The sequence below is a fragment of the Paenibacillus typhae genome (assembly GCF_900099765.1).
GTDB lineage: Bacteria > Bacillota > Bacilli > Paenibacillales > Paenibacillaceae > Paenibacillus_AQ > Paenibacillus_AQ typhae.
In genome coordinates, this window is sequence record NZ_FNDX01000028.1 from 52,424 (window position 1) to 77,236 (window position 24,813).

General features: G+C 53.0%; 20 protein-coding genes, 1 rRNA gene and 1 riboswitch. All 21 genes read right to left on the reverse strand.

The genetic code is table 11. From position 1 onward, the window contains the following. Window positions 1-100 precede the first annotated feature (100 nt). The 21 genes from BLR64_RS30070 to rrf all read right to left on the reverse strand — a co-directional run bounded on the left by BLR64_RS30070 (window position 101) and on the right by rrf (window position 24,629). Window positions 101-298, reverse strand: coding sequence for a hypothetical protein (locus tag BLR64_RS30070; RefSeq protein WP_139172036.1), 198 nt, complete (start codon window positions 296-298; stop codon window positions 101-103). Further along, window positions 277-1,575: an SEC-C metal-binding domain-containing protein gene (locus tag BLR64_RS20060; RefSeq protein WP_090716848.1), complete on the reverse strand. Its 1,299-nt coding sequence runs from the start codon at window positions 1,573-1,575 to the stop codon at window positions 277-279. The genes BLR64_RS30070 and BLR64_RS20060 overlap by 22 nt, the downstream gene beginning before the upstream one ends. Before the next feature lie 278 nt (window positions 1,576-1,853). After that, window positions 1,854-3,119: a phosphoribosylamine--glycine ligase gene (gene purD / locus BLR64_RS20065; protein ID WP_090716849.1), complete on the reverse strand. Its 1,266-nt coding sequence runs from the start codon at window positions 3,117-3,119 to the stop codon at window positions 1,854-1,856. Between the two features lie 25 nt (window positions 3,120-3,144). Then, a complete protein-coding gene (gene purH / locus BLR64_RS20070; protein WP_090716851.1) occupies window positions 3,145-4,692 on the reverse strand; it encodes a bifunctional phosphoribosylaminoimidazolecarboxamide formyltransferase/IMP cyclohydrolase in 1,548 nt (515 codons plus the stop codon). Between the two features lie 532 nt (window positions 4,693-5,224). Continuing rightward, the gene (purN, locus tag BLR64_RS20075) at window positions 5,225-5,839 is read right to left on the reverse strand and encodes a phosphoribosylglycinamide formyltransferase (protein WP_090716852.1); all 615 of its coding nucleotides are present in this window, start codon (window positions 5,837-5,839) and stop codon (window positions 5,225-5,227) included. Continuing rightward, entirely contained in the window at window positions 5,839-6,879 is a 1,041-nt protein-coding gene (gene purM, locus BLR64_RS20080) for a phosphoribosylformylglycinamidine cyclo-ligase (RefSeq protein ID WP_090716853.1), read from the reverse strand. Before purM ends, purN begins: the two co-directional genes overlap by 1 nt. Before the next feature lie 669 nt (window positions 6,880-7,548). Continuing rightward, window positions 7,549-9,045 (reverse strand): amidophosphoribosyltransferase, encoded by a 1,497-nt coding sequence (gene purF / locus BLR64_RS20085; RefSeq protein WP_090716855.1) that lies wholly within the window; start codon window positions 9,043-9,045, stop codon window positions 7,549-7,551. Beyond that, window positions 9,030-11,276, reverse strand: a complete 2,247-nt coding sequence (gene purL, locus BLR64_RS20090; RefSeq protein WP_090716857.1) for a phosphoribosylformylglycinamidine synthase subunit PurL — start codon at window positions 11,274-11,276, stop codon at window positions 9,030-9,032. The genes purF and purL overlap by 16 nt, the downstream gene beginning before the upstream one ends. Beyond that, window positions 11,254-11,943: a phosphoribosylformylglycinamidine synthase subunit PurQ gene (gene purQ / locus BLR64_RS20095; RefSeq protein ID WP_090716858.1), complete on the reverse strand. Its 690-nt coding sequence runs from the start codon at window positions 11,941-11,943 to the stop codon at window positions 11,254-11,256. Before purQ ends, purL begins: the two co-directional genes overlap by 23 nt. Before the next feature lie 5 nt (window positions 11,944-11,948). Beyond that, complete coding sequence (purS, locus tag BLR64_RS20100; protein WP_019913657.1) at window positions 11,949-12,194, reverse strand: phosphoribosylformylglycinamidine synthase subunit PurS; 246 nt, start codon at window positions 12,192-12,194, stop codon at window positions 11,949-11,951. A gap of 349 nt (window positions 12,195-12,543) precedes the next feature. Further along, window positions 12,544-13,434, reverse strand: coding sequence for a phosphoribosylaminoimidazolesuccinocarboxamide synthase (locus tag BLR64_RS20105; protein WP_090716860.1), 891 nt, complete (start codon window positions 13,432-13,434; stop codon window positions 12,544-12,546). Between the two features lie 198 nt (window positions 13,435-13,632). Next, window positions 13,633-14,928, reverse strand: a complete 1,296-nt coding sequence (gene purB, locus BLR64_RS20110) for an adenylosuccinate lyase (RefSeq protein WP_090716862.1) — start codon at window positions 14,926-14,928, stop codon at window positions 13,633-13,635. Window positions 14,929-14,933: 5 nt separating this feature from the next. Next, window positions 14,934-16,151, reverse strand: a complete 1,218-nt coding sequence (purK, locus tag BLR64_RS20115; RefSeq protein ID WP_090716878.1) for a 5-(carboxyamino)imidazole ribonucleotide synthase — start codon at window positions 16,149-16,151, stop codon at window positions 14,934-14,936. A gap of 29 nt (window positions 16,152-16,180) precedes the next feature. Next, complete coding sequence (gene purE, locus BLR64_RS20120; RefSeq protein ID WP_090716864.1) at window positions 16,181-16,666, reverse strand: 5-(carboxyamino)imidazole ribonucleotide mutase; 486 nt, start codon at window positions 16,664-16,666, stop codon at window positions 16,181-16,183. A 243-nt stretch (window positions 16,667-16,909) separates the two neighbouring features. Then, window positions 16,910-17,011: riboswitch (purine riboswitch) on the reverse strand. Window positions 17,012-17,134: 123 nt separating this feature from the next. Continuing rightward, window positions 17,135-17,569 (reverse strand): universal stress protein, encoded by a 435-nt coding sequence (locus tag BLR64_RS20125; protein WP_090716866.1) that lies wholly within the window; start codon window positions 17,567-17,569, stop codon window positions 17,135-17,137. A gap of 51 nt (window positions 17,570-17,620) precedes the next feature. Beyond that, window positions 17,621-17,884 carry a DUF1294 domain-containing protein gene (locus BLR64_RS20130; protein WP_068726035.1) on the reverse strand — a complete coding sequence of 88 codons (264 nt, stop codon included), beginning with the start codon at window positions 17,882-17,884 and terminating at the stop codon, window positions 17,621-17,623. Between the two features lie 93 nt (window positions 17,885-17,977). Further along, on the reverse strand, window positions 17,978-19,213 hold the full coding sequence (locus BLR64_RS20135; protein ID WP_090716869.1) for an MFS transporter: 1,236 nt from the start codon (window positions 19,211-19,213) through the stop codon (window positions 17,978-17,980). 320 nt (window positions 19,214-19,533) lie between these two features. Further along, window positions 19,534-21,672: a DNA topoisomerase III gene (locus BLR64_RS20140; protein ID WP_090716870.1), complete on the reverse strand. Its 2,139-nt coding sequence runs from the start codon at window positions 21,670-21,672 to the stop codon at window positions 19,534-19,536. A gap of 36 nt (window positions 21,673-21,708) precedes the next feature. Continuing rightward, complete coding sequence (locus BLR64_RS20145) at window positions 21,709-23,379, reverse strand: WD40 repeat domain-containing protein (protein ID WP_090716872.1); 1,671 nt, start codon at window positions 23,377-23,379, stop codon at window positions 21,709-21,711. A 143-nt stretch (window positions 23,380-23,522) separates the two neighbouring features. Then, window positions 23,523-24,260 (reverse strand): acyl-[acyl-carrier-protein] thioesterase, encoded by a 738-nt coding sequence (locus tag BLR64_RS20150; RefSeq protein WP_167360740.1) that lies wholly within the window; start codon window positions 24,258-24,260, stop codon window positions 23,523-23,525. Window positions 24,261-24,512: 252 nt separating this feature from the next. Continuing rightward, a 5S ribosomal RNA gene (gene rrf, locus BLR64_RS20155) occupies window positions 24,513-24,629 on the reverse strand. Window positions 24,630-24,813 lie beyond the last annotated feature (184 nt).

A 24,813-nucleotide genomic window follows, 5' to 3' on the forward strand; every position in this document is an offset into this window, starting at 1 on the left:
GAAGGAACATCGGCAATGCCTGAAAACCCCTCTACTTCTCCGCTGAAAACTGATAACTTTTTCTAATATATTACAAATATAGCCAATTGCTTATCATTGGTCAACCCTTTTTTTCCTTGATTTCTACATTTTTTTGCAGGAGATTATATAATGAAATTTTTGTGTTATTTTCGCCATCAAATCCGGTACTTTTCATTCTTCTGCAATGGCCAGTTACAAAAAAAAGCCGCCGGAATCGTTCCGGCAGCCCTATTAATACAGCAATCATATTCTTTTCTATTGTTGCTTCAGCATCCATTTCAGCAAGTCCGGCAGGCTAGCCCATAAACGGGAATGCATAATGACGTATTCAACTGCTTCATTGGAATCGCCCATGCCGACGAAATCCGGAAGATTATGCGGCAGACGCTTCATACCCAGCAGATAATCAGGCACATGCTTGTTCACACCGCGCGCTACACGGTACAGCATTTTTAACTGGGAGGTAATGCCGTTCTTCTTATATTCCAGGACGATCCGGTCATAGGCAAAAGCAGCAGCCGCATCATCCTCGCCGTATTTCTTCAAGAACTGCTCCGCTTCTTTCAGCTGGTTGCTGTACAGGTAGACCGCGGCCAGCAGATACCGGGAACCCGTATTGTCGTCCGGATTAAGCTCCAGAATGTGCTCCAGAATCTCAGCAGCTTCTTCCGCTTTGCCGCCAAACCAGCAGGACTCCGCATAGCTCTTGCAGATCCGGATATACGGACGGGTCTCCGTCAGCCCCCAGAAGTGGCCTTTATGCTCGGCAAAAAACGCTTCTCCCAGCTCCCGTTCGCCGGCAGCGATACCCGCCTTTAGAAAGGCACGCGCTTCTTGCTCATTCTCCGACTCCTCGGCAAGCACCAGGTAAGCATCAGAGCTGTCCGGATAGATCTCCAGAGCAGCCTCTGCCAGCTGAATACGGCGCTTTCCGGAAGTGGACTCCATAGCTTTATGTAGCAGCAGCTGTGCCTTCTCTCTGGCAGTTCCGCCACCGTTCAGCACAAGCAGCTCGTCTGAGTCGCCTTCTCTCCCGTATTCCTCTATATAATTCAGCATTTCCTTCACTTTGCGTGAAATCGTTGCCGTGGTAACCTCATATTTATCGGCCAGCTCAGCCTGGGATAGATTGAACCCGTATTCTTCAGACAAAATATACTCGATTGCCGCGCAGAATGACCCTGCTTTCTTGACTGCAGGCTTGGTCTGGCCGGAGAAGCCGTTCCATAGCACCACTGCTTCGAAAATCAGCTCCCGCTCATACTGGCTCCGCATACTCTCGATCAGCTGCATGGCCAGCTGCTCATGAGCCGGATGCTCCCATCTCAGTTCACGGGTCACCATTTTCTTCAGCTTGGTCAGTGTAAGCTTGCCTTCAGGTCGGACACCCGTTTCAGGAGAAGCAGCGGCTTGTGCTGCAGCTGCATCTGCCTCCTCAGTTGTAACGAGCCGCAGAATCGACTCTACTGCAGAGGTTTCTTTTCCCAGACAGCATTTTTTATATTTTTTACCGCTTCCGCATGGACACAAGTCATTTCTTCCAACCTTACTCAAAGCTAATTCCTCCTATACTTAAAAAACAAATTTCAAATACCCCACAAAGTGAGGCCTTTACATGGATGCTGACTCAGATACTTTGCGGGGACCCCGAAAACTTATAAATTCTTTATGATTAAAAAAGGCCTTTCCATGAAAGGAAAGACCTTTTATCTGTATATATCCGAACATTTTCCCCCGTACGAGTTGTATTATAGCACTTCTTCTATCACTTGTCAGTCCTTTTTTGGGACTTTCTACGAGAAAATTAGGAATAAAGTAGCTGTTTCTTACCTTTAGACCAGCGCCTTCATGGCTATGTCCCTGCGGTTTTGCTTGCCTTCAAAATGAATTTTCTCCGCACTGGCATAGGCTGCTGCACGCGCTTCGGCAATATCCGCTCCTCTACCTACTACCCCCAGCACACGTCCGCCGTTGGTAAGCCAGCTTCCGTCCTCTCCCCGCGCAGTTCCCGCATGGAAGACCAGTCCGTCCCCTGCTTCCTCCAGCCCGGTTATCGTCACGCCTTTTGGATAATTACCCGGATAGCCCTGAGACGCCAGCACTACACATACAGCCGCCTCATCGCTCCACTCAATAGAGGTATCAGCCAGTCTGCCCTCTGCCACAGCCAGGAAAATTTCCAAGAGATCACTCTTCAGCCGCGGCAGCACCACCTGGGTCTCCGGATCGCCGAACCGGGCATTGAATTCAATCGTCTTAGGTTTGCCGTCCGGTGAAATCATGAGACCCGCGAACAGCACGCCGCTGAAGGAACGGCCTTCAGATACCATAGCTTTGGCAGTTGGCTCAATAATGGTCTTAACCGCCTCATGGATAATAGACTCGTCAATATGCGGCAGAGGGGAATATGTGCCCATCCCGCCGGTATTAGGCCCCTTGTCTCCGTCGAATACCGGCTTGTGATCCTGTGCAGCCGCCATAGGACGTACGGTCTCCCCATCCACAAAAGCGAGGATCGACATCTCCTGCCCGGCCAGGAACTCCTCAATAACAACCTGGGCGCCGGCTTCACCGAACACCTTGGTGACCATGATGTCACGCAGTGCCAGCTCGGCTTCCTCGCGCGAATACGCAACCGTTACCCCTTTGCCTGCCGCCAGACCATCTGCCTTAATTACAATCGGCAGCTCCTGCCCGCGCAAATACGAAAGTGCAGCTTCATAATCGCTGAACTTCTCATAGGCTGCTGTCGGAATATTGTACTTATGCAGCAGGTCCTTCATAAAGGTTTTGCTGCCTTCGATTTCCGCTGCATTTTTACGAGGTCCGAATACCGGAATGTCCTGTGCTTCAAAAGCATCAACAATGCCTGCCGCCAGCGGATCATCGGGACCGATAACGACAAGCCCTACCTCTTTCTCCTTGGCGAATGCCGTTAGCTTATCGAACTCAAACACGCCGATCGGCACACACTCGGCCAGCTGGGCAATCCCGGCGTTGCCGGGTGCACAGTAGATTTTACCGGCTGACGGGCTTTGGGACAGCTTCCAGATAATCGCATGCTCCCGGCCCCCGCCGCCGACCACTAAAATATCCATTGAACTGAAATCCTCCCCAGGTAGTTTAGTGTTTGAAATGGCGGACGCCCGTGAAGACCATAGCGATTCCATATTCATTGGCAACCTTGATCGATTCCTCGTCCTTAATCGAGCCGCCCGGCTGGATAACCGCGGTGATGCCTGCCTTTGCTGCAAGTTCAAGCGTATCGCCCATCGGGAAGAACGCGTCAGATGCGAGAATAGCACCCTTGGCTTTGTCTGCCGCCTGCTCGATAGCAATCTTCGCTGCGCCGACACGGTTCATTTGGCCTGCACCGACGCCGACTGTCATATCATCCGCTGCCAGCACGATCGCATTGGACTTCACATGCTTAACCACTTTCCAGCCAAACAACAGCTGCTTCAGTTCTTCCTCGGTAGGCTTGCGATCGGTAACCACCTGCAGCTCATCCGCATTTACGGAGTGCACATCGCTCTCCTGCACAACCATGCCGCCCTCAATTGAAGTCACAACAAAGCTGCTCTTACGTGCAGCTGCAGCACTAAGATTGCCGATCTTGAGCAGACGGATATTTTTCTTCTTGGTCAGAATGTCCAGCGCTTCCTCAGTGAAGCCCGGAGCCAGGATGATTTCCAGGAAGATATCCTTCAGCAGATTCGCAGTATCCGCATCAATAATCCGGTTAGCAGCGACGATTCCGCCGAAGATAGAGGTCGGATCAGCGTTGTACGCTTTCTGATAGGCTTCATACACACTGGTTCCCACGCCTACTCCGCAAGGATTCATATGCTTAACAGCCACCACAGCCGGCTCCTCGAACTCCTTAACGATCTGCAGCGCCGCGTTGGCATCGTTGATGTTGTTGTAGGACAATTCCTTGCCGTGCAGCTGCTCGGCCGCAGTCAGTGTGTCCTGCGCTGCCAGCGGCTTGCGGTAGAATGCCGCCTTCTGGTGCGGGTTCTCCCCGTAGCGGAGATCCTGGATTTTCTCATAAGTAACAGTATAGCGCTCCGGCAGCGGTTCACCGGTCACACCCGCCAGATAATCGGCAATCAGGGCGTCGTAAGCCGCCGTATGGCGGAACACTTTTGCCGCAAGACGTTTGCGGGTTTCAAGGGTGGTATCTCCCCCTGCACGCACCTCTTCAAGCACATTGGCATAATCGGCCGCATCCACAACCACACTGACAAAAGCATGGTTCTTCGCCGCAGAACGCAGCATCGTCGGTCCGCCGATATCGATGTTCTCGATCGCTTCCTCGTAGGACACATCCGGCTTGGCAATTGTCTGCGCGAACGGATACAGATTCACTACCACCAGGTCGATATAGCCGAGGCCCAGCTCCGTCATCTGACGCGTATGCTCCTCGTTGTCACGAACGGCCAGCAGGCCGCTGTGTACAGCCGGATGCAGGGTTTTGACCCGTCCGTCCATAATTTCCGGGAAGCCCGTTACATCGGAGATGCCGATAACCGGTACGCCTTCTTTAGCCAAAAGTGTGCTAGTGCCGCCTGTGGAGATAATTTCTACGCCCAATGCAGACAACTCGCGGCAAAAATCCACGATGCCCTGTTTGTCCGATACGCTGACCAGCGCTCTTTTGATACTCACTTGAATAGTCCTCCTCCGGATGATGCAAGATTAGTGTTGTTAACTTACTAGTTACGGCGAAGCTTCGCTAAGGATTGCTGCAATCTAGGTAAAAGAGGATCTATTGTACTTTGTACAACAGATAACAGGCATATCCGTCTGAAAACAGAATCTGTTGCATTTTGTGCAGCAGATTATCTGCTTTTGCTGTTTTGGCCTCATTTTCTTAAAATCAATTGTACGGAATACAATAGAACCTGCTTTCGGGTGGTTCTACAAAAAAATCAATTGTATAAAATACAACCAGGCCTTCCCCGTGAACCCTGTCACTTTATGGGGCTTCATTCGTCAAGGAAAGCAGCGGTACAGCCGCAAGACGACACCCTCTAAACTTTGTGCAATATTTCCCGAGAAATATCAGAATCCGCGGATTCTGCGCAAACTGTCGATATAAAAGACTGCCCCCGTATTCGGAGCTTTATGCTGAATTATGACAGCGGGTCAGCAGGGCAATACAAGTATGAACTCTTGGCCGTCTAAACTGACGGTTAAACTACTCGCGGACAACAACATGCCTGCCGTTCAGCTCAACTTTTCCGGCTGCATAAGCACGGACAACCTCCGGATACAGCTCATATTCTATCTGGTGAATCCGCTGTGCCAGTGACTCAGCCGTGTCCTCTGCTTCCACCGCAACGCTGCGCTGGGCAATGACCGGCCCGGTATCCATCCCGCCGTCGACGAAGTGCACCGTTACTCCGGTCAGCTTCACGCCGTAATCCAGCGCCTGTCCAATCGCGTCCTTCCCGGCAAAAGCAGGCAGGAGCGAAGGATGGATGTTGATAATCCTCCCCGCAAAAGGCTCCAGCAGCACCGGAGTGATCAGCCGCATGTAACCGGCAAGTACAATCAGCCCGATGTCCCGGCGCTTCAGCTCGGCCACAATCTCCGCCTCATACAGCTCGCGGCTGGCGAACTCCTTCGGCCGCAGCAGGAGGGCGGGTACGTCCGCAGCCTCCGCCCGCTGTGCCACAAGCGCCTCCGGCCGGTCAGAGACCAGCAGCTCAATGCTTCCCTCACCAAGCTGCCCGGCTCTCTGCGCTTCAATGAGTGCAGCAAAATTGCTGCCCTGCCCGGAGGCAAATACAGCGATCCGGCGGCTGCTCATCAGACCTCAGCTCCCGTAAAGGTAACAATGCGCTCCCCTTCAGTCACCGTTCCGATCAGATAAGCCTCTTCTCCGCCTGCTTTCAGCAGCTCAAGCGCACGCTCACTGTCTGCAGCAGATACTACCAGCACCAGACCGATTCCCATATTGAAAGTGGTGAACATATCACGGTTTGTTACGTTGCCCTTCTCCTGCATCAGGCCGAAGACCGGCTGGATCGGCCAGGAGCCGTAGTTAATTTCTACATTTACGTTATCCGGCAGCATCCGCGGAATATTCTCAATAAAGCCTCCGCCTGTAATATGCGCCATGCCTTTAACGGTCAACTGCTCAAGCAGGGCCAGCAGCGGTTTTACGTAGATTTTGGTTGGTGCGAGCAGCACATCCACAAGCGGAGCGCCCAGCTCAGGAACGACATCGTTCAGCTCATAGCCCGCCTGCTCCAGCAAAAGCTTGCGCACCAGCGAGAAGCCGTTGCTGTGAATCCCACTGGAGGCAAGGCCGATTACAGCATCTCCAGGAGCAATGTCTGCACCGGTAACCAGCTTGGCCTTATCCGCAACGCCGACTGTGAATCCGGCAATATCGTATTCGCCGGCAGCGTACATGCCCGGCATTTCAGCCGTTTCGCCGCCGATCAGCGCGCAGCCTGCCTGGTGGCAGCCTTCAGCGATTCCGGCAACAATGGCTTCGATCTTCTCCGGCACAACTTTGTCGCAGGCGAGGTAGTCCAGGAAGAACAGCGGCTCAGCGCCCTGCACCACAATGTCGTTGACACACATAGCAACCGCATCAATACCGATCGTATCGTGGCGGTCCGCCGCGAACGCAAGCTTGAGCTTTGTGCCAACGCCGTCAGTACCCGATACCAGTACAGGCTCGTCGTATTTATCTTTGTTGAGACCGAACAGTGCGCCGAATCCGCCGAGCTCAGTCATGACCTCCGGACGGTATGTGCGTTTTACATGCTTTTTCATGCGTTCTACCGCTTCATTACCGGCTGCAATATCCACTCCGGCGTTTTTATAAGCTTCCGACACTTTTGGACACCTCATTTTAATTAGTTTAGAGCGCTGGTTTGGGGCGGCCTGGTTATTTGTGGTCATAGTCATCATTACGGGGAATGTTTGGACTTCCGGTCGCTGTTATATTTGGATTTCCTGATCTAATCCGCTGGCCGCGGTAGAAATCCAAATATAGCTTATGCTTCCGATGCGAGCTTTCCTGCGGAAAGCTTTCAGGCGAACGCTACGCTCCTACAGTTCCAAACTTCCCCTCCATGACTCAGACCACAAGGGTTAACCCGGCCGCAAGCCGAAGTTTGCGCCTTGCACAGGGGCATGGGCTCGGCGCTCCTGGCGAAGCCAAGCGCCTCGCTTAGCGAGAGCCAACTCGCTTTTGCGAAGCAAACAGTCGGGGTTACGAGCCAGGATCTTGCGGGCGCGGGGCGAAGCCGCGCGCTCCCTCAGCGAGTAATCCCCCGCATTTGCGAAGCAAACAGCCGGGGTTACGAGCCAACGGCCCGGCGGTCCGCAGGCCGCCAGGGCGCGCAGCGCCGTAGAGCGTGTCCGCAGGACAAAGCGGGCACAAGCACCCACGCCATCTTAGCAAGTTTAGAGCAAACTCCTACCGCCGAGCTTTCGGGTGGCCGGAGGGCCGAGCCCTCCGGAATCCCCCTTTGCAAGGGGGACTTAGGGGGATGGACACCACTAGCAAGAGCACCCGTCCTTCTCTTCCCCGCCGAAATCAACCTGCGTCGGGTAATCATTATCGAAGCAGGAGAGGCACAGGCCTCCCTTGTATTCATTGCTGCTGTAGCCGCCGATGGACTGGATCAGCCCTTCCGGCGACAGGAACGCCAGGGAATCGGCGTTGATCTCTTCGCACATTTCCTGAATGGTCTTATACGACGCAATCAGCTCGCGGCGGTCCGGGGTATCAATCCCGTAGAAGCACGGGTTCTTGAACGGCGGCGAGGTAATCCGCACATGCACCTCAAGTGCTCCGGCCTCGCGCAGCAGATTGACGATCCGGCGTGAGGTCGTGCCGCGCACGATCGAGTCGTCGATCATGACAACACGTTGGCCTTCGACAACGCGGCGCACGGCGCTTAGCTTCATCTTCACACCCTGCTCGCGCAGCTCCTGGCTCGGCTGGATGAACGTCCGGCCGGTGTACTTGTTCTTGATCAGCCCAAGCTCATACGGGATGCCGGTCTGCTCGGCATAGCCGATGGCTGCCGAGATACTGGAATCCGGTACGCCGGTGACAATGTCAGCATCGACGAAGGACTCCAGCGCCATCCGGCTGCCCATCCGCTTGCGGGCGGAGTGCAGGTTGGAGCCGTTAAGGTCGCTGTCCGGGCGGGCAAAATAAATATATTCCATCGCGCACAGCGCTTTGCGTTTCGGTTCAGTGAATCTGTCTTCGAGGAAGCCGTTCTTGTCCAGCACCAGCAGCTCGCCCGGCTCGATGTCACGGACCAGAGTGGCTCCGATGACTTCAAGGGCACAGGACTCTGATGCGAAGACATACGCTTCACCGAGCCGGCCCATCACCAGCGGGCGCAGCCCGTGCGGGTCAGAGGCGACGATCAGCTTGTCATTGGTCATCAGCAGAAAGGCAAAGCCGCCAACCAGCTGGCGCAGCGCTTCCTTGGCCGCTTCGACAAAATCCTTCGGCGAACGCGCAATCAGATGCGCCAACACCTCGGTGTCGCTCGTCGTCTGGAAGATCGACCCGCTCATCTCAAGTTGCTTTCGGATCAGCGGCTCGTTGACGATGTTGCCGTTGGTGGCAATCGCCAGATCGCCGTCACGGTATTTAAAGACCAGCGGCTGCGCATTCGTCAGCCGGCTGTCCCCGCTGGTGGAGTAGCGCACATGTCCGATGGACATGTCGCCGACCAGCGAGGCAATTTTGTCCTTGTCGAAGACTTCCTTCACCAGGCCCATGCCGCGGTGGTAATTGAAGTCACGGCCGTCTGCTACGCAGATGCCTGCGCTCTCTTCCCCGCGGTGCTGCAGGGCATGCAGCCCGTAATAGGACATGGAGGCGGCCTCCGGGTGTCCGAAGACCCCGAAGACGCCGCATTCCTCTTTTAACGTATCAAAAATATCTCCCGAGCCCGTTCCTTCATTGTAAAAGTCGCCGGTCCACAGGATGGGGGTCTCCTGCTTGTTCCCGGTCTTTATTTCATAAGACATGGAATAGCATCCTCCCACACGGATTTAAGTTCGGATACGGCCTCATCCAGTGCGGATGCACCGTCCAAGGATACGCGCAGTCTGTCACCGCCGACCGTTCCGATGATTTCCACCGGTACGCCGTAAGCGGCTACCGCTGCTTTGAGCTCTTCTGCGCGGTCAGGCGCCGAGGTCAGCACAATACGGGACTGGGTTTCGCTGAACAGCGCCACATCATGGCGCAGTCCGCCAGCCGACAGCTCAATGTTCGCGCCGATTCCGCCGCTGATACAGCTCTCAGCCAACGCAGCAGCCAATCCGCCTTCGGACAAGTCATGTGCCGAGCGGACCAGGCCGCCACGGATCGCGGACAGTACAGCATCCAGCAATTTTTGTTCAGTAGCCAGTTCAAGCTCCGGCGGACGTCCTTCGGTTACACCGTGAACGGCATACTGGAACTCGCTGCCGCCAAGCTCAGCTTTGGTTACGCCCAGCAGCAGAATGGCATCGCCCTCCTGCTTGAACGCCTGAGTCGTAATGTGATCTGTATCTTCAACCAGACCCACCATACCGACAACCGGGGTCGGATAAATGGCGCCGGCAGCATTTTCATTGTAAAGGCTGACGTTACCGCCGATAACCGGAGTATCCAGCACACGGCAGGCCTCCGCCATACCGTCAACCGCACGTTCCATCTGCCAGAAAATCTCCGGCTTCTCCGGGCTGCCAAAATTCAGGTTGTCGGTAATCGCCAGCGGCTTCGCACCGGAGCAGACAATGTTGCGGGCCGCTTCACTTACCGCGATGCGTCCGCCCACTTCAGGGTCGAGATAGACATAACGCCCGTTGCAGTCTGTAGTCATTGCCAGGCCTTTACGGGTGCCGTTAATGGTTACCACTGCGGCATCCGAGCCCGGACGGACCGCTGTGCTGGTGCGGACCATATAATCGTATTGGTTATACACCCATGCTTTGCTTGCTACTGTCGGCGAAGCCAGTACAGTACGCAGCGCGCCGCCCAGATCGGTAACTTCTTCATAACGCAAAGTATCTACATTAGCATTGTCTACATAATAAGCTGGAACAGTAGAAGGCTTTTTATAGATCGGACACTCGTCCACCAGCGCCGTTACCGGCATGTCGCCGACAACCTCACCGTGATGGAACAGCTTCAGGCGGCCGTCATCCGTTACCTTGCCCACTTTACGGCAGATCACGCCCCACCGGTCAAAAATCTCCTGCGCCTGCGCCTCATCCTTAGGCTCAACCACGAACAGCATGCGCTCCTGGGATTCGGACAGCATCATTTCATAAGGCGTCATGCCTTCTTCACGCTGCGGCACCTGATCCAGATACAGCTCCAGGCCGTTGCCCGCTTTGCTCGCCATCTCTGCGCTGGAACAGGTAAGGCCTGCTGCGCCCATATCCTGAATACCCAGTACAATGCCGCTGTCGATCAGCTCAAGGCAGGATTCCATAACCAGCTTTTCCATGAACGGATCGCCGACCTGTACGGCAGTCTTCTTGGCTTCAGACTCCTCGCTCAGCTCAACGGAAGCAAAGGTTGCCCCGTGAATACCGTCACGGCCCGTAGGAGGACCTACGTAGAACACGGGATTGCCTACACCTTTGGCGACACCGCGCTGGATTTTATCATGATCAATCAGTCCGACACACATCGCGTTAACCAAAGGATTACCGTCATAGCTGTTGTCGAACATAATTTCACCGCCGACAGTCGGAATGCCGATACAGTTACCGTAGCCTGCGATCCCGGACACCACATGCTCGAACAGATATTTTACACGGTCGCTCTCAAGCTTCCCGAAACGCAGGGAGTTCAGCAGCGCAACCGGTCTTGCACCCATGGAAAAAATATCGCGGATAATCCCGCCCACCCCGGTCGCCGCGCCCTGATAAGGCTCAACAGCCGACGGATGGTTGTGGCTTTCGATTTTGAATACAACGGCCTGGTTGTCACCGATATCTACAATTCCCGCGCCTTCGCCCGGTCCCATAAGGACACGAGGTCCGCTTGTCGGGAAACGTCCGAGGAGTGGCTTGGAGTTTTTGTAGGCACAGTGCTCGGACCACATAACGCTGAATACACCGATTTCGGTATAGTTAGGCTGGCGGCCCATAAAAGAGGTGATCAGCTCATATTCGCTGTCCGACACACCGAACTGGCTGTAGATTTTCTGCTCCGCAATCTGCTCTGCGGTCGGCTCCTTAGCGGATACTTGCTGCGTCATAACGTTCCCTCCAAGTCTTGAGAATGGATGTAAACATCCGTTTGCCGTCTTCCGAACCAAGCAGACTGCTTACTGCACGTTCCGGATGGGGCATCATGCCTACCACATTGCCTGCCACGTTGCTGATCCCCGCAATATCGGCTACCGAGCCGTTCGGGTTATCGCTGTATGTGAACACGATCTGATTGTTCGCCTGCAAAGAAGCAAGCGTCTCTTCATCACAGTAATAATTGCCTTCGCCATGCGCGATCGGAATGACAATTTCCTCATCCTTCGCATAATCAACTGTAAACGGAGTAGTGTTGTTAACGACCTTAAGCACCGTGTCATGACAGCGGAACTTCATCGACATGTTGCGGCGCAGAGCCCCCGGCAGGAGGCCCGCTTCGGTCAGAATCTGGAATCCGTTGCAGATGCCGAGCACGAATTTGCCCTGCTCCGCTGCCTTGGCTACTTCAGCCATTACCGGAGCGAACCGGGAAATCGCGCCGCAGCGCAGATAGTCACCATAGGAGAATCCGCCCGGCACAAGAATGCAGTCATACGACGACAGGTCGGTTGCGGTATGCCACACATAATCAACTGGTTCGCCGAGGCTTTCTTCTACAGCCTTATAGCAGTCAATGTCACAATTGGAGCCCGGAAAGACAAGTACAGCAAATTTCATGACTTTTAGTCCTCCAATTCGTAGCGGTAATCCTCGATCACCGTGTTGGCCAGCAGCTTTTCACACATTTCCTTGAGGCGTCCTTCCGCTTCAGCGCGGTTGTCTGTGTCAAGCGTCAGCTCCATATATTTGCCGATACGCAAACTTTCAACTTCCTGAAAACCTACCGAATGAAGAGCTCCCTGCACGGCAACACCTTGGGGATCGAGCACGCTTTTCTTGATGGTGACATAGACTGTCGCTTTTAACATACGCTTGTAGTTCCTCCTAAATTTTAATGAGCTGATTTACCTTGATCAAAAAAGAGAGAAATCTTTACCTACGCTTGCGTTTGACCATAAAGCTAACTGGGACTGCAACTTTAACTACATTCTTTGCACCGGCAACTGGAGTACTCTGCTCGCACATTTAGTTGGATTTTCGCCACCTAATTTCGCCAATCCTCAACATCCCAACCCTTTAGGTGGAAAATCACCACTTATTTCGGGACATATGCTCCAATAAGGGCGAAAACAGTATAAATAAGTAGCGTTTATCCAACTAGTTTTCTTATATCGCTGTTTGATCGGGAATCAGGTGGCGAATTTCCACTTAGTTTGCCTACAAATCCTTGCCGGTAAGCCGGTGATAGATATCCCGGTAGCGGCGGCTGGTCTCCTCTACTACTTCCTGCGGCAGCGGGTCAGGCGTGCTGTTCTTGTCCCAGGAGGATGCGGAAAGATAAGTCCGGACCGGCTCCTTGTCCATGCTGTCAATCTCGATATCAAGCGCATATTTATCTTTGGCCCAGAAGCGGGAGGCATCCGGTGTAAAAATCTCATCGATCAAAATCACCTTGCCGTCCAGCAGCCCGAACTCGAACTTGCAGTCTGCGAGAATAATCCCGCGCTCCTCACAATACGCTCTGGCAAAAGCGAACAGCTTCAGGCTTTTCTCCTTCAGCTCCAGTGCCAGCTCTGCGCCGATTTGCTCCTGCATCTGCTCAAACGGAATGTCCTCATCGTGACCGACATCATTCTTCGCAGCCGGCGTAAAGATCGGCTGGGCCAGAACAGCATTTTTGCGCAGGCCCTGCGGAAGCTCAATCCCGTTGACCTTGCCGGTCTCCTGATACTGCCGCCAGCCTCCGCCGGTAATGCAGCCGCGTACGACACATTCAATATCGATTCGCTCGGCCTTGCGCACGACCATGATGCGGTTTTTGAGCGCTTCCCGGTCCTTTACAACGCCGCCGAGCTGATCGACATCAATGTGAACGACGTGATTGTCGATCAGGTTCTTCGTCAGCCCGAACCAGAAGGCGCTCAGCCTGTTCAGCACATTGCCTTTGTCCGGCACAGCCGGATCGAGCACATAATCAAACGCGGAGATCCGGTCCGTAACAACGATCAGTACCTGTTCCCCCAAATCGTACAATTCGCGGACCTTTCCTTTATAGAGCAGCGGTGCATTTACGAGCTCCACAGCCGTGGATACGGCAGGGTGTGTCATGACCTTTCCTCCCTTCAAGTAGAAACGGCTTCGCCGTCCTTAACAAGGACGGTATCCGTTTCAGCGAGAAATATAAGGATGATTGATAGAGTACAACATATTAATCCTTATATTTAACCGAATGATCTTTCTTAAAAAATTAAAACTTCGATGCTGTTTAAATCCAATTCTTAATCTACTGTTTTATGACTTCGTCCCTTAAATCAGCTCCAGCTTGCGGAAAATCGTATCCACATGCTTCAGGTGCCAGGAAGGGTTGAAGGCATCTTCGATCTCTTCCGGGCTTAGCACGGCAGTGATCTCCGGAGTAGCTTCGACGATGTCACGGAACTGGGTCTGCTCTTCCCAGGCCTGCATTGCACGCGGCTGCACGGTATCGTAAGCCTGCTCGCGGCTGAAGCCTTTGTCGATCAGCTTGGTCAGGATGCGGCCGGAGAACGGAACGCCGAAGGTGCGGTTCATGTTGCGCTTCATATTTTCCGGGAACACGGTCAGGTTCTTCACAATGTTGCCGAAGCGGTTCAGCATATAGTTCAGCAGCATGGTCGCATCCGGCAGGATGATCCGTTCTACCGACGAGTGCGAGATATCGCGTTCATGCCAGAGCGGCACGTTCTCATAGGCGGTAACCATGTGACCGCGGATCACGCGGGACAGGCCGGAGATATTTTCGCAGCCGATCGGGTTGCGTTTGTGCGGCATTGCAGAGGAACCCTTTTGACCCTTGGCAAAAGCCTCCTCCACCTCGCGGATTTCGCTCTTTTGCAGTGCACGGATTTCAGTAGCGAACTTGTCCAGCGATGTGGCTACCAGCGCCAGCGCAGCCATGTATTCCGCGTGACGGTCACGCTGCAGGGTCTGGGTGGAGATTGGGGCAGGGCTCGTACCCAGCTTTTTGCAGACGAATTCTTCTACGAACGGGTCAATGTTGGCATAGGTGCCTACTGCGCCGGAGATTTTGCCGAACTGAACGCCGTCCGCCGCATGACGGAAGCGCTCCAGGTTACGTTTCATTTCCTCGTACCACAGCGCCATCTTGAGGCCGAAGGTTGTAGGCTCGGCATGTACGCCATGTGTGCGTCCCATCATCGGGGTGTCCTTGTAGGCAATTGCTTTGTCTTTAAGAATCTCAATGAAGTTGATGATGTCCTTCTCCAGAATCTCGTTCGCCTGACGCAGCAGGTAGCCAAGCGCTGTATCCACAACGTCCGTGGAAGTCAGTCCGTAGTGCACCCATTTGCGTTCTGCCCCCAGACTCTCGGATACGGCACGCGTAAAGGCAATAACGTCATGGCGGGTTTCAAGCTCAATTTCATTGATCCGGTCAATGTCGAATTTCGCATCCTTGCGCAGCTTGGCGGCATCTTCATGCGGAATGACTCCCAGCTCGGCCCAAGCCTCACATGCACAAATTTCCACTTCTAGCCAGGCGTTGAATTTATTTTCTTCGGTCCAGATGGCTCGCATTTCAGGTCTGCTGTAACGTTCGATCATAGCTTTCAGTTCCTCCAAAGGTTAGTTTGCTCTACCCAGGACAGCCCGTCGCCGGTATCCTTGCAGAGCAGGTTGATATGGCCCATCTTCCGGCCGGTTTTGCTCTCGGTCTTGCCGTATATGTGAAGCTTAGGGGCAACCCCCAGCTTACCTGCTGCTCCATCAGCCTGTCCCGTCCGTCCGATCACTCCGTCCAGATGCTGTCCCAGCACATTCACCATAACCACCGGAGTCAACAGTGAAGTATCACCCAGAGGGAGATTGCAGATTGCGCGGATATGCTGCTCGAACTGTGAGGTCGCGCAGGCATCCATTGTATAGTGCCCTGAGTTATGCGGCCGCGGCGCCAGCTCGTTGACGAATAATTCCCCGTCCTCCGTAACGAACATCTCCACAGCCAGCAGTCCGACAGCATCCAGTCCTGTAACCAGCCGCTCGGCGAGCTCACAGGCGCGCTGCCGGATTTCCTCTGCGACACGGGCGGGCACAATGGACAGATGCAGGATGTTGTTTACATGAATGTTCTCTGCCGGGGGAAAGCTCTTTACTTCCCCGGAGGCGCTGCGTGCGGCAATGACGGAAATTTCACACTGGAATTTCACGAACTTCTCCAGCACCAGCTCCGGTGCTTCCGCTCCTTCAGCAGCGCCAGGTACCACCTGCCGGAACGCGGCTTCCAGCTCATCCTGCTGGCGGATGACGGCTTGTCCCTTGCCGTCATACCCCCCTGTGGCTGTCTTCAGCACACAGGGCAGGCCCAGCTCGGCAGCCGCGGCGGTAAGCTCCGCCAGACTGCCGACCTTGCGGTACGGGGCGACGGGCACGCCCGCCGCCTCGATCGCCGCCTTCTCGCGCAGCCGGTGCTGCGTCGTATACAGCAGCGCGCTGCCCTGCGGCACGTACGATTGCTCTGTCAGCAAGGCGGCTACGCCGGCATCGACATTCTCGAACTCGTACGTGATCACGTCCGCGCGCTGCGCCAGCTCCCGCGCCGCGTCCCGGTCGTTGTACGCCGCGGTAATCTGCGGCGTGACCTGCCCGCACGGCGCATCCGCCGCCGGGTCCAGCGCCACGAAGCGGTAGCCCATGGCGATGCCGTCAAGGGCCATCATCCGGCCGAGCTGGCCGCCGCCAAGCACGCCGATCGTCGTCTGCCCCGGCAGCAGCGTGCGGGGCGCCCCCACGCTCTTGGCCCCACCGTCTTGAACCTGCGCTCCGCGCATCTGCTCCGCGTCCTTCAGTTCCTCCTGCCTCATAAGCTCTCGCTGCTTTCCAGCACTTCGCGCTCGATTCTTTGGCGCCGAGCCTGCACCCGGCCCTGTACCTCAGGGTCAAATGCGCCGATGATCTGAGCCGCCAGCAATCCCGCATTGGTTGCGCCGGCCCGGCCGATCGCTACCGTTGCCACCGGGATGCCGCCCGGCATCTGCACGATCGACAGCAGCGAATCCAGCCCGTTCAGCGCTTTGGTCTGCACCGGCACGCCGATTACAGGCAGGCTCGTCTTCGCAGCCACCATCCCCGGCAGATGCGCCGCTCCGCCCGCTCCGGCAATAATGACCTTCAATCCGCGGCCCGCCGCTTCTTCCGCATAACGGAACATGAGATCCGGCGTGCGGTGCGCAGAGACAACCTTTTTCTCATACGGTACGTTAAGCTCCTCAAGTACGGCACAGGCATGCTCCATCGTCTCCCAGTCTGACTTGCTGCCCATGATCACTCCAACCTGCACTGACATGTTTCAACCTTCCCCTCCGCTCGATATAGAAGCTCTTTTGTCGTATGCACTCTAAGTTTGTCCTATTTCAGACCCATTTTCCATAATTCCGAAAAAAAAAGCCCGGATTCCAGACGCATGCTGCTGCGGGTGGACCCAGACTACTGGAGGAAGCAGGGGAAGACTCCCCCGGCACGGAGGGATTGCGAACAGCTCAGCCTCAAAAGCCGGCCGCTCCGGTTCAGAGCGGTGCTGAGGGCTGTCCCAGTCATCCTATTTCCTCGTAGTCCGGCAATTTACGGTTACCGGGTAGAAACTTCCGGGCCCTATTCCCGGTTTTATACGAGCTCTTCATAGGTTCAGTTTAACAATGCCCTACACTTCGTGTCAACTTAAACACGAACATTAATATATTGACACATGAAATTGTTCGCTTTTGGCTACAAAAAAAGGGAGAGACACCGAAATGCCCCGCCCTTAATTCATCTATTATTTTACAACCAGCACCGGAATCCGGGCGCTCTGCACCACATTGTGGCTGACACTGCCCAGGACAAATTCGCGTATTCCGCCGAGTCCGCGGCTGCCAATTACTATAACGTCCATTCCCTGCTCCTTGGCATAATTCAGAATCACTTCAGCCGGGGAACCCTGCAGCAGCTCAACCGTCGCATTCAGGCCTTCGGCTTCCAGACGCCCTCTGACCTCATCCGCAGTCTGTACCGCCAGATCATAATAATCCTTGTTCACTGAAGCCGGCAGAGGCGCGAGAGCTTCCCCGATGAAGAACCGGGGGAATTCGAATGCGTGTACGACGTAAATGGAAGATCCGGGAGTTACCTTAGCCAGTTCGATCGCCCGCTCAAGTGCTTGATTGGAAGCTTTGGAACCGTCATAGGCGAGCAAAATTTTAGAGAATAACATGTACGCCACCTCTTTTTCATTTTGATTAACCAGCAGTCCAAGTACAAACCGCTATCTTAAAAAATACCCGTACAGCAAAATATTAAGCAGCAGCAGCAGCGGAATGCCGATCCGGAAGGAAGTATGTCTGGTTTTATGCCGTTTGCGGTACATGGCAATGAGGATGCCCAGCGCGCCGCCCATGAATGCCAGCAGAAACAGCGTCTTCTCCGGCACACGGTCCCGTCTTGCCCGGGCTTTATTCTTGTCCTCGGACATCACCACATAGGCGATAATATTAATCAGCACAAACCACACCAATACCCCTTTGACCATCGTTCCGGCCCCTCCTCCTTGCATCCTGCCCTATCTTCTATTATATTCCCCTTGCTGCAAAAAACCAATAACCTCACATAAGCTGCCAAGATTCTAACCTGCTCTGTTAAGCTTTTTGGCAGAGACACCGGACTCACGAAGCCATACCCACGACAATACCGCAGCCAGCGCAGCAGCAATACCGCCCAGCCAAAAGCCGCCCCTCAGCCCGTAAGCAGCACTCATCCAGCCCGCTACAAACGGACCGCCCGACATCCCTACTGCATAGACAGCCTGATAAAAGCCCATTGCAGTCGCCCGTTTAAACGGCGCCACATCCGAGACGGATTTACCCAGCAGCAGCGGAAAAATCAGCCCTTGCATAAACCCGTTCCCCACCTGGGTCGCACAGAGCGCGGCCAGCGTCGGCATGGACGGGATCAGCAAAGTGAACATAGCGCTCCCAGCAAAACCCAGCATCAATGTCCCCCTGTCACCCAGCAGCCTGCCGAACAGCCGTGATCCGTACAGCGTAGCTGCAGCATGAGGCACCATAAATGCCAGCGTCAGCCAGCCCAGGCTCTCCTTGCTTGCCCCGATGTCCAGCGCCTGATTCGGCGTGTATCCGAACATTGTAATGAACAGCACACAATGCGCCAGCACGGATAAAAGCGAGACCTTGACCAGCAGCGGCTCCTTCATTACGCCCGCAAGATCCTTCAGCCGGATTCCGCCTTCGCGTTTCTCCTGCCGCTGTTCGGGCAAGCGCAGAACAAGCAGCATAGCCAGTACCGCTACAACGCTTCCAACGATAAAGGGCATATTCCAGCCCCAATGCTCCACCATATAACCGCTGATCATCATGCTCGACAGCTGCGCAATTACCGTAGTGAACTGCAGCATACCCATCGCTTTTCCGGCTTCCTCTTTAGGAAAATATCCCGCGAACATCACAGAGTATACGACCCATGCGGATGCCGCAATCCCCGAAACTGCACGTGCCACCAGAGCCCATACCGGGTCTGCCCCCGCCATAAAAATCAGGCAGCTTGCTCCGCTCGCGATCAGCCCCAGATAAATGAACGGCCGCCGCCGGTTCAGAACATCCGACCCGATGCCGATCGGCAGCCGGAACAGAATCTGCATCAGCCCGTATACGCCGAGCACTGCACCGACCATAACATAGGATGCCCCCAGGTGCTCCACATACGGTGAGAGCACCGGCACATAAATATAAGAGGAAAACCAGAACATGAAGACGATTACCAAAAAGAAAATCCGGCTGCTTCCCCTCCCGCCGGGGGATTGTGCCGCTTGTACCTTCTTCTGCTGCCCTTCTGCCAGTGCCATTTCTGTTATACGCTCCATTCCTGTTCAGGCAGCTCGTCTTAGCCTTTTCTCCCGCTCCCTGTCTTAAAAGTTAATCTCAGTTCTTACAATACAGCATATCACGACATAGATGTAACATTATCATTATGCAAAGATTTCTGCTATCGCGTAAGTAAAAATAACAGGATCATCCCGCAGCTATGACCGGTATGGTCATCCGAATCAAAACAAGACTGCGGAGAGACTCCACAGTCTTGTTCCCTTCCGAGGAACGAACCTTGCGTGACTTACATCGTCCTCTGCAGATCACTTCTCCTAACACAGATGATTAACACACTATGTTATTTCCCTTTCGCCTTGGCCTCCATGGCCGCTTTCAGCAGATCGCCAAGGTTCGAGCCGGTACTTTCCTGCTTGCTGTACTGCTGTACAAGCTTCTGCTGCTCACGTTTGTTGATATGCTTGTGGTCTTTATCCATCGTCTCCGTTATCCCGCAGCTGAGACACTGCACATACAGACCGGCTTTGCCCTCTTTAAGCTCCATTTTCTTGTGGCATTGCGGGCAGCGGCGGTTCGAGAGACGCTTCTCGCCGGCCCGGGTATAACCGCAATCGTCTGCCGGGCAGACCAGCAGCTTGCCGCGCTTTGTCTTCTTCTCCAGCATTCTTGTCCCGCATTCCGGACAATGGCTGGCCGAGACATTATGCGGCTTGTATTCCGCTCCGCTGCTCTTGACACCGGAGACCAGCTCCTGTGCCATGCTGCGGATGCCCTGCAGGAACGGCTCCGGCTTGCCCTGGCCGCGGGCGATCCGCTCCAGCTCCCCTTCCCAGCGTGCTGTCAGCTCCGGCGTGCGCAGCTCCGCTGACACCAGCCCGATCAGCTGCTTGCCCTTGCCTGTCGGATGCAGCAGATTGCCTTGGCGTTCGATCGTATCGGAGCTGACCAGCTTCTCGATAATGTCGGCGCGGGTCGCCGGCGTACCAAGCCCGTGCTTCTCCATCTGGGTCAGCAGCGAAGCTTCATTATAACGCTTGGGCGGCTGTGTCCGGCCAGGACGCACTATACAGCGCTGGACCTTAACGGTTTCCCCCTCGCGCAGCTCCGGCAGCTTCACACTGCCGGCGGCTGGTTCATCCGTTGAGTTCTCTTCTTCGTCATCACTGCTCATATCCCCGCCATAAACCTCGCGCCAGCCGGCATCCTTTACTGTCGTGCCTTTGACATGGAAGCTCTCGCCTTCAACGCTAACTGTCACTGCTACAGCATCATAACGCGCCGGCGGATAGAACAGGCTTATAAACCGGCGGACAATCAGATCATAGAGCTTCCGCTCCTCCGTGTTAAGCTGGTTCAGCAGCACCGTCTGTTCCGTTGGAATAATGGCATGGTGATCGCTCACCTTGCTGTCATCCACAATCCGTCTGGTGATCGGCAGCGGCTTGCGCAGCAAAGGACGAGCCAGAGCAGCATATGGCCCTACAGCAACACTATCCAGACGTTCTTTCAATGTACCCGTCATATCAGAAGTCAGGTAACGGCTGTCCGTACGCGGATAAGTGACCAGCTTATGCTGCTCGTAGAGTTTCTGAAGCACACTTGAGGTCTGCTTGGCCGAGAAGCCGAACTTGCGGTTGGCATCCCGCTGCAGCTCTGTGAGATCATAGGCCAGCGGATGCGGCTCGCTTTTTTCACTTTTCTGAACCTTGGCTATCCGGCCTGCTCGTCCAGTCAGCTTATCTTTAAGTGCAGCCGTCTTCTCCTTATCAAAAATCCGTCCGTCTCCGCCCTGAGCACGCCACCCCGCCTGAAAGCTGCCAAAATCAGCAGTAAGCAGCTCATACTCTTGGGAACGGAACCCGGTAATCTCGTTTTCCCGGTCCATGATCATCCCCAGAGCCGGTGTCTGTACCCGGCCCGCTGACAGCGGTGCACCGAACTTGCAGGTGAGTGCCCGGGTTACATTCAGCCCGATCATCCAGTCTGCCTCGGCACGGCAGCGCGCCGACTCATAGAGCCTGTCGAAATCCCGCCCGGGACGCAAGGAGGCAAATCCCTCTTTAATCGCTTTATCCGTCTGCGAGGAGATCCACAGCCGCTTAAACGGCTTCCTCCAGCCGGCCATATTCATAATCCACCGCGCCAAAAGCTCTCCCTCACGCGCAGCATCCGTAGCCACGATCAGCTCATCAATATCCTGCCGCTTCATCAGCTGCTGTACCGCTTTATACTGCTGGCTGGTCTCCCGCAGCACCTTCAGCTTCGCCTTCTCCGGCAGGATCGGCAGATCCTCCAAGGCCCAATTTGCAAACTTACTATTATAATCCTCCGGCTCCGCCAGGCCGACCAAATGCCCGAGCGCCCAGGTTACTATATATTTAGGACCTTCAATATAGCTTTTCTGTTTATTTCCGCAGCCCATTACGCGTGCAATCTCACGCGCTACCGAGGGCTTTTCCGCAAGCACCAGTGTCTTCATGTTTCTCTCCTTTCCTAATTCATTTATTATATCATGCTAGTCCAGCATTATTGTCCCGGAAGAGGCGGATTCTCTTTTATATTGAAGCCCCAATTTGAGAGCAATCGGCTTGACCGGTGCGTAAGCAGTACCATCGTAGACAATCGTATCTTCGGCTCTTGTATTCACTTCTGCAGCTTTTCCGTTCAGAGTAAGCGTGATTTTCCCGTTTGCCACTTTTATCCCTGCACCCAGCCTAGTGGCCAGATCCTTTACTGAACAATATACCAGTCCGTTTGCCCCTTCAAAAGATGGCTGTTTTGTATATACAACCGGCTTGTCTTTATATAGAATTTGTAGAGGACTGGCAAACGTAAAATATTTATCCGAATCAGCTATCGAATTCACATAGTCCCACTTATTGAACCAGCTTCCGCCAGGCAAATCTTTGGTTACGATCCCGGTCAGTATTTCCACATTAACATTTCTGATGTATTCTGGATGATTCGTCGTAAACGGCAGATACTGCAAAATGGTATTTGTATGCCATCTTACCTCCATGGGTCCTTCTCCGCGATAAGGTAGCTTTATAATTCTGATCTGCTTTTGATTTTTGATATCGTATATTCTTACCTGCTCATCTTTATATTTGTAAGTTGCCGTATCATATGACGCTTCAAAGCTCGCTAAATAGCGATTGTCCGGTGAGATCTGCACCTCTCTTACAAATGAGTTCCGGTCGGATATTTTATGTGCTTTACCTGCAGGATCAATCCTTATCAAGTAATCCCAGCCGCTAATCCATCGTTCAGCAAAAACTTGATTTCCAACCCGCATCTTCCACTGTGCCTGATTCCAGTTCCTGTCTTCGGATTGAATCTCCTTAATCAGATGATTGTTCGTAATTTCATAGTACTTGCCATTGCGGTTAACAATAAGCATACTTTCATCTACAGAAGCACTGTCATTTGAAATGAAATATTCGAATTGCCGCTGGCTGAGCAGCTCATCCTTTACACCAATTACCGCATCATTTTTCTTTAATTCCATAATTGAATTATTTTGGGACAGAGCTATTAGAGACGTTACGTTTGTATTATGATTTTTGACTGTATAAATATCTGTATCTATATAGAAATCGCCTATCTCTACTCCAGATATATTGTAGTCTATGTGTTTATCTTCAATCTTTTGATGATCTAATGATGTGAAATAAGTAATGTATGGGGGAATCAGCTTTCTTTGATAAGTTTCAGTTCTCAGCAATTTTAATTCTTTGGTGGAATAATTGAACACATACAATCTTTGTTCATTGGATTCAGTATCCTTAAGCTCGTATTCTTTCCACACTGTATTTGTAAAAAGAGTCCCCTCATATATCCCATACCCCTTTAAAGAACCGGTTGCCTTAGTAGTATACGTTGCGCCCGAGTCTTGAAATTGAAGGCCCGTATCTGTACGGGTACTGGAAAGATCATAATTCCCGATCGGGGAAAAAGACTGTTCTTTATATTCATACTCTTCTGTTCTTCCCCCAGCTGTCTTATAATCGAGGAAAGATACGCTTACTTTCGGATAAATTAAGTTTTCTTCCTTATTTTTGGAAAAATTAATATCTATCCGGACTCTATAGTCTTCTACACCCTTCGCCTCTGTTCCACCGGGAATCAATACACAGAACCAAAACATAAATAACACTATACATTTTAACAACCGCTGCTTAACCATGCTTAACCACCTTTCATATCGATAATTTTATTTTTACATTTCCCCGCACTTTCGGCTGCTACATTAATTATGTTTTAGAATAAAAAAAGACAGCCTTCGCATAATCGCGGATCACTGTCTCACTGTTAAACGAGTATTGGGATTCATAACTCTAAAAAAGCCTCAAAAAGAGTCTGGCCTTTGCGGCCACAAACAAACAAAGCTTTATCCTGCATTGGAGAACGCCATATACTCATTTCGTCCCCAAATGTCGCCTCTTGTAAAAAAGTTATCCGGAAGCGCTTCAGCTCATTCTCTCCCCACTCATCAAGTGACAAGACGTCACAGCAGATATCGCCATACTGGGCATTATTCAAATGATTATTTGTATCGAGTCCGCTGTACCTCACCTGATAACGATACGCTTCCTCTAATAAAGTATCTTGATGAATGTTTACCTTATCAGGCAGTGGCCCAACAGAATCCCCGTTGTAATGTTCTACAGATAGCGGTAAGTCCGATGGACGCAAAATTCTCCGTTTTTCGATGTCCACCAGCGCCCATATGGAGCGCGCAACAGCAATTTCAACCTGATCCTGATCAAAAATACGATAATCTCTTTGCCACAAGGCCCCTTTAGTCCCTTTACTCCAGGTTTTAATTGTCAACTGATCATGCATCCGGGGAATCCGCTGAAATTCCAGATCCAAAGTAATTAACATCCAACCCATTCCTGCTTCCAGCATCCGCTCCAGAGTAAGACCAAGTCCGCCAACCGCGAGATCTGCTGTACGTTGCATTATCCCCAGCAAATACGATAACTTCGCCTGTGAGCGGTAATCGGTATCGCTCGCTTCTACGGAAAAATGTTCAATCCACACTGATTGATTCGTTTTATCCACTGGATTATCCCCTTGTTCTGTATAATTAGTTGTTTGAATCTGCGAAATGTTCTAGAATATCCACAAATTCTTAATAGTATTCACATTACCTGGGGAGTACCTCCCCATTCAACCGTTCTGCGTCCCTTATTCACATGTGGATAAATCTTAAGAGGCTGATCTATATATTTTTATCCACAGCAATAAGTATAAACAACTTTATCGTTAAGAACAAAAAAAGCCATTGTCGATTGCTCAACAATGGCTTCATGTGCTTGGCGGCGTCCTACTCTCCCGGGACCCTTCGGTCCAAGTACCATCGGCGCTGGAAGGCTTAACGGTCGTGTTCGGGATGGGTACGCGTGGAACCCTTCCGCTATCGCCACCAAACAGGTTTTTTCCGGTCACATCACTCCCTGAAATCCTTCAGGAAAATAACCAACCTTCAAAAACATTCAAGGTTTTTCAGGAACTTGATTCCTGAAAACTGAATCCGAAACAAATCTGCGAATTAATATTGGATAAGCCCTCGACCGATTAGTATTGGTCAGCTCCATGCATTGCTGCACTTCCA